This window comes from Halomonas sp. 707B3 (assembly GCF_024158645.1).
Lineage (GTDB): Bacteria > Pseudomonadota > Gammaproteobacteria > Pseudomonadales > Halomonadaceae > Vreelandella > Vreelandella lionensis.
This window is the reverse complement of record NZ_JAMZBE010000144.1, coordinates 1-9,043: the sequence shown is the minus strand read 5'-3', so window position 1 is coordinate 9,043 and position 9,043 is coordinate 1. Positions and strand designations below refer to the sequence as shown.

At 56.8% G+C, this 9,043-nt stretch carries 8 protein-coding genes; 5 read left to right on the top strand and 3 right to left on the bottom strand.

Translation table 11 applies throughout. The features are described from left to right. Nucleotides 1-253 precede the first annotated feature (253 nt). From BIS10_RS15380 to BIS10_RS15370, 3 genes are all read left to right on the top strand, one after another. Nucleotides 254-736 carry a hypothetical protein gene (locus BIS10_RS15380; protein WP_083024052.1) on the top strand — a complete coding sequence of 161 codons (483 nt, stop codon included), beginning with the start codon at nt 254-256 and terminating at the stop codon, nt 734-736. 71 nt (nt 737-807) lie between these two features. Next, nucleotides 808-1,236, top strand: a complete 429-nt coding sequence (locus tag BIS10_RS15375) for a phage holin family protein (protein WP_253506410.1) — start codon at nt 808-810, stop codon at nt 1,234-1,236. After that, complete coding sequence (locus BIS10_RS15370) at nt 1,233-2,267, top strand: DUF3618 domain-containing protein (RefSeq protein WP_083024053.1); 1,035 nt, start codon at nt 1,233-1,235, stop codon at nt 2,265-2,267. Before BIS10_RS15375 ends, BIS10_RS15370 begins: the two co-directional genes overlap by 4 nt. Nucleotides 2,268-2,336: 69 nt before the next feature. On the opposite strand, the gene BIS10_RS15365 is transcribed toward BIS10_RS15370, so the two are convergent. The 3 genes from BIS10_RS15365 to xseA all read right to left on the bottom strand — a co-directional run bounded on the left by BIS10_RS15365 (nt 2,337) and on the right by xseA (nt 5,348). Next, nucleotides 2,337-3,614 (bottom strand): type II toxin-antitoxin system HipA family toxin, encoded by a 1,278-nt coding sequence (locus BIS10_RS15365; RefSeq protein ID WP_253506408.1) that lies wholly within the window; start codon nt 3,612-3,614, stop codon nt 2,337-2,339. Then, nucleotides 3,604-3,855, bottom strand: coding sequence for a transcriptional regulator (locus tag BIS10_RS15360; protein ID WP_253506405.1), 252 nt, complete (start codon nt 3,853-3,855; stop codon nt 3,604-3,606). Before BIS10_RS15360 ends, BIS10_RS15365 begins: the two co-directional genes overlap by 11 nt. Before the next feature lie 134 nt (nt 3,856-3,989). Further along, nucleotides 3,990-5,348 carry an exodeoxyribonuclease VII large subunit gene (gene xseA, locus BIS10_RS15355; protein WP_253506402.1) on the bottom strand — a complete coding sequence of 453 codons (1,359 nt, stop codon included), beginning with the start codon at nt 5,346-5,348 and terminating at the stop codon, nt 3,990-3,992. 217 nt (nt 5,349-5,565) lie between these two features. On the opposite strand from xseA, the gene guaB reads away from it, so the two are divergent. Beyond that, nucleotides 5,566-7,035, top strand: a complete 1,470-nt coding sequence (guaB, locus tag BIS10_RS15350; protein ID WP_253506399.1) for an IMP dehydrogenase — start codon at nt 5,566-5,568, stop codon at nt 7,033-7,035. 89 nt (nt 7,036-7,124) lie between these two features. Then, on the top strand, nt 7,125-8,702 hold the full coding sequence (guaA, locus tag BIS10_RS15345; protein ID WP_044630771.1) for a glutamine-hydrolyzing GMP synthase: 1,578 nt from the start codon (nt 7,125-7,127) through the stop codon (nt 8,700-8,702). The last annotated feature ends 341 nt before the right edge of the window (nt 8,703-9,043 follow it).

Genomic DNA, 9,043 nt, shown 5'->3' with positions numbered 1-9,043 from the left:
CAGTCAGCGGCCACACCTAGCGCTGAAATACAAAACGCCCAATGCAGTGCACTGGGCGTTTGAGATGAAATAAGTGTCAATCTATTTCAGGACTAGACATTATCGATAGAAGATTTTTTACGTATTCGTGAGTCTATTCTTAATGTTTATTGAAACAACTAAGGCTATTAGTTAATTCGGTGTTTTTAAATTGAAAGGGGCCGGATGCTCGCTATAGTTCTGGTGAGGTTTCACTGACACGGAGAACGTCACCATGAATGATCAAGGACCGCATCACGATACCACTGACCATCACACCGGCCATCACCACACTGACCACGAAACCCTGAAGCAAAAAGGTCAGCAAAGTGCTGATGAGCTGAAAGGTGCCGCCCGCGAACAGGCCGAAAGCGTATTTGAACGCCAACGTGAAAACGCCGCCAACCACACCCATACCCTAGGCACGGTGCTAAAGAACGCTGCCGATGAGTTTGACCGCCAGCAGCAACCCTTCTGTTCGGAACAGGCTAGAAAGCTCGCTGACCAAACCGAGCGCTTTTCTCAACGCATGCGGGATAAAGACCTGCACAGCCTCTGCCGTGCTGCTGAAGATTATGGCCGCCGCGAGCCTGCCATGTTTATTGGTGGTGCCATTGCCGCTGGTTTTTTAGTCACGCGCTTTTTGCGCAGTTCCCCCGATAAAGCACCTGTGCCTGCCGCGTCCTCTGAAGCTAGTGTTCCTGACCAAACGCTTTAATCAATCTCTTTAAGCAATCTCTTTAAACACGCGCTTACATCACTCTTCATGCAGGAAGCGGGAGATTAAGAATGGAATCAGATAGCCAAAAAAGCAGCTCAGTGGGCACGCTGCTATCCACGTTACTTAACGAAGTGACCGCCCTGGTGCGCGGCGAGGCGGCGCTCGCCAAAGCCGAAATGTCGGAAAAAACTCACCAAGCGATGGCGGGCGTAGGGGCCGTTGCCACGGCGGGTGCCGTGCTGTTTGGCGGGTTTTTAACCCTGCTGGCAGCGCTGGTGATGCTGTTAAATGAGGTGCTGCCACCTGAAACGCGGCCCTGGTTATCTGCCGTGGTAGTGGGTGCCGTGGTCACGCTGATTGGCGTGGTGATGCTCAAGGCTGGGCTGAAAAAAGTACGCGCCCAGGGGTTAATGCCTAGTCGCACTATGAACAGCCTGCGCGATGATCAAACGCTGGCGAAGCAGCATAAGCAGCACGTCAAGGAGGAGGTGAAATGAGCGAGCACGATCATTCACACAGCCAGGCACAGCGTGACCCGGACGAGATCGAAAAAGAGATTCATCAATCTCGTGAGCGGCTAGACGCCACGCTGCATCAAATCGAAGAGCGCTTTTCGCCAGAGCAGTGGCTGCACAGCACTTACGACTACCTGCGCCACGGCGGGGCCAATGAGTTTTTTGCCAATTTGGGCACTACGGTAAAGCAAAACCCGGTGCCGACGCTGCTCACTGGCGCAGGGCTTGGCTGGTTAATGCTCAGCCAGCGTCAACCGCAAAGCGGCCATGCCCATGGCAATACCCACGGCTATGCCACCGATGCACACGCCACGCCACCGCCTCCCGATGAAGTGATGTACCCGCAGCGTGCTAGTGCTGGGCAGCACGACCCGCGCAGCGATTCAAACGGCCATGGCCACGGCATCAAAGAGCGCGCCCGCCATATTGGTCATAGCACCAGAGGGGCCGCGCAGCAGTTCAGCGACAAAGCTCACCAAATGGGAGGTCGTATGCACGATTCCATGTCCCACGCCCAGCAGGGCACACATCACCGCGTCGATCACATGAAAGAGCGCGCCCATCACGCCAGCGACCGCTCCTCCGATTTTATTCAAGATCACCCGTTGGTGGTTGGCGCACTAGGGTTTGCCCTGGGGGCGGCGCTTGCCAGCATGAGCGCTATGACGCGCAAAGAGAATGAAACTCTGGGCGAGTACCGCAACCAAGCCATGGATCAAGCGACCAAAATGGGCGAGGCGGAAGTGGATAAAGCGCAGCACGCGATTCACGACAAAGCGGAATCGGTCAAACAGCACGCCCATGAGCAGCGCGAACAGGGGCATAAAGAGGATGATAACCCCACCCAGCATAACGAGCCGGGGTTAGCGGGTTCCAGCACGCCGTCAGGCAACACCCAGGGGGCAGGCACTAACACCGCCACCAGCGCTAACCCCACCAGCGCCAATCCCACCACCCCAGGGGCGAACACCACCACGCAAACCTCGGAAACGCGCAAGCCGCCGCTGCCATAGCGGTTACTCCCGCTCATTCTCCGTTCCTCTCACCACCCATGCCACGGCGCTACTTCTTGTAGCGCCGTTTTACTTCAACGTTGAGTCGGCTTTCCAACGACGAGCCATTTTTTGGCAATTAGAGGTAATACGCTGTGACAAGCGTTCAAGCATTACCTGCTCATTGCCAGGCTGTGTAACCTGTGAAAGGCACTGTACCGCGTTCGGTAAGTGAACGAGGGTTTCGTCTGCAAGCTGCAGTCCCAGGCGAAGGAAATAAGCAGGCTTGAAGCCGAGTGTTTTGGCGAGAGATTCCAGCTGCTGGCGCTTAATGCTACCGGGATGATCGACACCATCAACCTGAAAGGCAAAGCGCTTGGATAAACCGCTGTAAATCGTGGTACACATTAAATCGTAAAACGGGGCCAGCCTGACCCCGCCTGGGGTATACAGGATAGATAGGTTTTTCGCGTGGCTGTCGTTATTACCAATCAACAAGTTGTAAAAAAACCATCGAATAAAGCGTTGCAGATCACTGGCAGGCACGCCGACCTGCTGTAGGAGCTGTCGGCAAGTGAGTAAATTTGGCCCTCCGTCATTTTCATATTTGAGCGTTGAAGGGGTACCTGCCAACTGGCAAAAATCTAGCTGATGGATGCGCTCTAATTGACCGTTTTTATGGTTCATTACGCGATCGTATCGCTTAATCAGGCAAGCGCGTGTATCTGGCTGGAAGGTAGTCTCGGCCACTTCTAACGAAAGTGCCGCCCCAAGCTGCATGCACAGCGTTTCATTCAGGGCAGAGCACCAAACACCGTTCAAACCTCTAATATCGGGTTTTAATAGATGGCTAGAAGGAGCGGCGCCCTTTGGGATAGCTGGGTTGCCATGTTCATCGACCATTAACAGCAGCTTATTCTGGGCGCCTGCTAACGAGATACGGGCATGGTGAACAAGCTGCTCGGAAAGCTCATTCTGCGCTCCGCTATATAAAAGTGTGTTGATGTTTTCCCAGCTGGTCGGGCGATAGCTAGTAGGTTGGGGCGTTTCCCCTTCCGAGAGCAATAGATAGCCGCTAGCGGTGTCGCCACCTACCGATTTTAATAGGCCAAATACCGTTGTCGTATGATGACTAAGCTCGATGTGGCGACGCAACTCTCCTTCAGGTAGTAAGTTCTCAAAGTACGCCAGTACATCATCTCCACTATGCACAGGCTTTGTTATTGGAAGGCGTGGTGAGAGCTGGCGTGCCTCAGGCGACGTTAGCCAGTTGTCGTCATACTGAAAGCGCAGGGGCTGCTCATTAAATAACCGCCCAACATGTTGGTTTTTCCAGTAAAGATCCAGAGCCTCTTTATCAGCGCTCATGCAGTTGCCCCTTACGCTGAACCACGACCTCTAAGCCCATCAAGTCGAGTGTATCGAGTACCTTCTGCAGTTGAAGCGTAGGCTTGCCGCGCTCTAGGTCGACAATAAAACGGTTACCGGTACCGGCAAGGCCTGCCACGTCGCTTTGCAGTAGCGCTTGGGATTGGCGCACCTGTTTTATCAGCGCGCCTAGTTCTTGTGAGGTGCGTACTAGGGTCGCAGGAGGAGTTGAAGTCGCCATTGCGAGTGCCTCTCGTAAATTACCGTTCGGTAAGAATAGCCGAAAGGCAATGACCTTGCTGGCAAAATATTCCCGAACGGTAATTTTTTGCTATCGCTGTATCTAAAGGCGTCTAATGATTACCGAGCGGTAATTCAGTGCTTCTTATAGCGCCGTTTTACTTCGACGTTGAGGCGGCCTTCGCCTAGGCGCAGTTTGAGCAGTTGGCCGGGCTGGGTGTCTTCGGCGCGGCGGATGACTTGGCCTTGGGCATCTTGGGCGATGGCGTAGCCGCGGCCGAGTACGGCCAGCGGGCTGACGGCGTTCAGCTCGCGGGCGGCGCTGTGCAGGCGTGCTTGCCGCACTTCTAACATGCGCTGCATGGCGCTGGCTAAACGGCGCTGTAGGCTGCTGATGCGCTCGCTTTCGGCGCGGTGCAGCCGTGCCATATCTTGGCTGGCCAGGCGTCGGGTGAGCTGGGCCGCTTGGGTTTTTTGCTGGGCGAGCGTTTGCTGCATGGCGCGGGTAAGGCGCTGCTGCAGCGTAGTGAGGTGCTGGCGCTGGCGGGCGAGCTGTTCGCCGGGGTGACGAAGGCGGGCGCGGAGGGTATCTAGCCGCTGGCTATCCCGCTCTAACCGCGCCTGCATGCTTCTGTACAAACGCTGCTCCGCTTGGGCGAGCTGGCGCTTTAAAGCGTGTTGGTCGGGCACTAGCCGTTCAGCGGCAGCGGACGGGGTAGGGGCGCGCATATCGGCGGCAAAATCCGCCAGGGTGACATCCACTTCGTGGCCCACTGCCGACATCACCGGCAGCCGGGAGTGAAAAATCGCCCGCGCCAGATGCTCGTTATTAAACGCCCAGAGATCTTCCAGGCTGCCGCCACCACGGGTGATTAGCACCACATCTTGCTCGGGGTCTAGCCGCGTCTGCCGGTTGAGTAAGCCCAGGGCCGAGATCATCGCCGGGGTGGCTTCCGCCCCCTGAACCGGTACGGGAATCAGCGTCACGTCCGCCAGCGGCCAGCGAGCGGCCAATACGGCCAGCACATCGCGAATGGCCGCACCGGTGGCGGAGCTTAAAATCAAAATCTTGCGCGGGGGAAAGGGCAGTGGGCGCGTATTGGCGAACACGCCTTCGCCTTCCAGCTGTGCTTTCAAACGCTCGAAGGCCGCCAGCAGCTCGCCAAGGCCAGCGGCCTGCACCGCCTCAGCAATAAGCTGATAATCGCCCCGTGGCTCGAACAGCGAGACCCGCCCGCGTAGCTTCACTTGGTCGCCATCGCGCATGGGGGCGGCGACAAAGCGCGCCCGCTGACGGAACAGCGCACAGCGGATCTGCGCGCGGTCGTCTTTTAAAGTGAAATAGATATGCCCCGAGGCCGGGCGGGAGACATTAGAAAGCTCGCCCTCTACCCACACTTCCCCCACATCGCGCTCCAGGGTTTGCTTGGCGCGCTGGTTCAGTTGGCTCACGGAGAGCGCTTTGGGAGTGGGTGATGTGCTTGTCGGTTCCATCGTTGGCCTTGGTGATCATTTCGTAGATGACACGATACCTCAAACGAGGTGCGTGAGCCTTGCCAGCGGCGCTTATTCCCGCAGGGCCTTGAGCGTCATTAGCAATTGGTATAAGTCTAACCGCGACTCTGCATTGCTGGGGCGGCCCTCAAAACGTTATAATAGGCGATTAACTTTTCACGCCCCATCTTCCCACTTCTCAATGGGTGTTGCCGCTATGCTACGTATGGCCCAAGAAGCGCTTACGTTCGATGACGTACTCCTCGTTCCCGGCTTCTCCGACGTTCTGCCAAAGGATGTCAGCCTCAAAACCCGCCTGACCCGCAATCTCTTCCTGAATATTCCCCTGCTTTCCGCTGCAATGGACACTGTAACTGAAGCGCGTCTAGCCATTGCGATGGCTCAGGAAGGCGGCATCGGCATCATCCATAAGAACATGACCATGGCGCAACAGGCCGCTGAAGTGCGCAAGGTGAAGAAGCACGAAAGCGTCATCGTCAAAGACCCGGTCACCGTTAGCCCCAAAGCCAAGCTGGAAGACCTGCTGGCCATGGCCCGCGAAAACGGCTTCTCCGGCTTCCCGGTGGTAGAAGGCGAAACTCTGGTAGGCATCGTGACCGAGCGCGACATGCGCTTCCAGCCGAACGTGGGCGACAGCGTTGCCGACATTATGACTCCCCGCGAGCGGCTGGTAACAGTGAAAGAAGGCACCGACCTTGAAACCAGCAAAGCCAAGATGCGCGAACACCGCATCGAGAAAATGCTGATTGTCGATGACGCCTTCCACCTGCGCGGCCTGGTGACTTTCCAAGACATCGAAAAAGCCCGCACCTACCCGATGGCCGCTAAAGATAGCGACGGCCGCCTGCTAGTAGGCGCAGCGGTAGGCACCGGCCCGGAAACTCCGGACCGCGTAGCGGCACTGGCCGAAGCCGGCGTTGACGTGATCATCGTCGATACCGCCCACGGCCACTCCCAGGGCGTGATTGACCGCGTTCGTTGGATCAAAGAGAACTTCCCCGAGATTCAAGTGATCGGCGGCAACATCGCCACCGCCGCCGCTGCCAAAGCGCTGGCGGAAGCAGGCGCAGATGCGGTGAAAGTAGGCATCGGCCCCGGCTCTATCTGCACCACCCGCATTGTGGCAGGCGTGGGCGTACCGCAAATCACCGCCGTTTCCAACGTGGCGGAAGCGCTGAAAGAGTTCGATATTCCGCTGATTGCCGATGGCGGCGTACGCTTCTCTGGCGACTTGGCGAAAGCCATTGCCGCTGGCGCAAGCGCCGTGATGGTGGGTGGCCTATTGGCCGGTACCGAAGAAGCGCCGGGTGAAGTGGAGCTTTACCAAGGCCGTACCTACAAAGCCTACCGCGGCATGGGTTCCATGGGCGCGATGTCCCAGAACCAAGGCAGCGCCGACCGCTACTTCCAAGACAAAGATGCCGGTGCCGAAAAACTGGTACCGGAAGGCATCGAAGGTCGCGTGCCCTATAAAGGCATGATGGGCGCCATCGTCCACCAGCTGATGGGCGGCCTGCGCGCCTCCATGGGTTACACCGGCTGCCGCGATATTCAAGAAATGCGCACCAAGCCGGAATTCGTACAAATCACCGGCGCTGGCTTTAACGAGTCCCACGTTCACGACGTGCAGATCACCAAAGAAGCCCCCAACTACCGGGTGAGCTAACCAGCGCATTAAGTTACACGGCGGCGGGCATTGCCCCGCCGCTTGCTTTTTAGCCAATGCGGCCCGTTCCGCGTTATAGAGGCTCCGCCATGAGTGACATTCACGCCCATAAGATCCTGATTCTCGACTTCGGCTCCCAGTACACACAGCTGATCGCCCGCCGGGTTCGCGAAATCGGCGTATTCTCTGAAATCCGCGCCTTCGATATCACCGAAGAAGAGATTCGCGAATACAACCCCAACGGCATCATCCTGGCCGGTGGCCCGGAATCCGTCACCGAGCTGGATTCCCCCCGCGCCCCGCAGTGCGTGTTCGAGATGGGCCTGCCGGTGTTTGGTATCTGCTACGGCATGCAAACCATGGCCGAGCAGCTGGGCGGCAAGGTAGAAGGCTCTAACCAGCGTGAGTTTGGCTACGCCCAGATTCAAATCGACGCCGAGACCGCGCTGTTCAAAGACATCAAAGACCACGTAGACGCCGCTACCGGCAACGCGCTGCTGGATGTATGGATGAGCCACGGTGATAAAGTCGCCAAAGCCCCCGACACCTTCACCGTGACCGCCTCTACCCCGAGCTGCCCGATTGCGGCCATGGCCTGGGAAGAGAAGCAGTTCTACGGCGTACAGTTCCACCCGGAAGTCACCCACACCCTACAAGGCCAGCGGATTCTTGAGCACTTCGTGCTGGATATCTGTAAAGCCGAAAAGCTGTGGACGCCCGCGCAAATCATCGAAGACCAAGTACAGCGCGTACGCGAGCAAGTGGGCGACCGCCACGTACTGCTGGGCCTTTCCGGCGGTGTCGACTCTTCTGTTGTGGCCGCGCTGCTGCACAAAGCGATTGGCGACCAGCTCACCTGCGTGTTCGTGGATAACGGCCTGCTGCGTAAGAACGAAGGCGACCAAGTGATGGAAACCTTCGCTAAGCACATGGGCGTGAAGGTGATTCGCGTAGACGCCGAAGAGCTGTTCCTCAGCAAGCTGGAAGGCGAGAAAGACCCGGAAGCCAAGCGCAAAATTATCGGCAACACCTTTATCGACGTGTTCGATGAAGAAGCCAGCAAGATTGAAGGCGTGGAGTTCCTGGCCCAGGGCACCATCTACCCGGACGTGATCGAATCTGCTGCCTCGAAAACCGGCAAAGCGCACGTGATCAAATCCCACCACAACGTGGGTGGCCTGCCGGAAACCATGAAGCTCAAGCTCGTCGAGCCGCTGCGCGAACTGTTCAAAGACGAAGTGCGCAAACTCGGCCTTGAACTCGGCCTGCCCTACGATATGGTCTACCGCCACCCGTTCCCTGGCCCCGGCCTGGGCGTGCGTATTCTCGGCGAAGTGAAGAAAGAGTACGCCGACATTCTGCGCGATGCGGATGCCATCTACATCGAAGAACTGCGCGCCGCTGGTTGGTACGAAAAAACCAGCCAAGCCTTCGCCGTGTTCTTGCCGGTGAAATCCGTAGGTGTAGTAGGCGACGGCCGCCGCTACGAATGGGTCATCGCGCTACGCGCCGTCGAAACCATCGACTTCATGACCGCCCGCTGGGCGCACCTGCCCTACGAGCTGCTGGAGAAGGTCTCCAACCGGATTATCAATGAGTTGGAAGGGGTGTCACGGGTGACTTATGATGTGAGTAGTAAGCCGCCTGCTACGATTGAGTGGGAGTGATTATACGTTAGGCACTAGCTGGTACTAACTAGCATTTAACGACACTTAAGCCCATGTTTTCATGGGCTTTTTTGTTTTTATGTCTGGCAGTGCTTGGCAACTGATGGCAGCGGGAAGCACCGCTTGAGCGTGGTATCCAAGGTGGTATTATCGAGACATGATGCCATGAGTGATAGTCGATACCATGATGCTTGATCCTGTATTTTCATGGTATTGAATTTATTTAAGCGACTGTTTTATTGAGTGAATCGCCCCAGGTTTCGTAGACACCTCCAGGCCTTATACTAAAGGTATCTAGGAGGAACCATGAGCCATCCCCGCTACACTGAAGAATTCAAAAT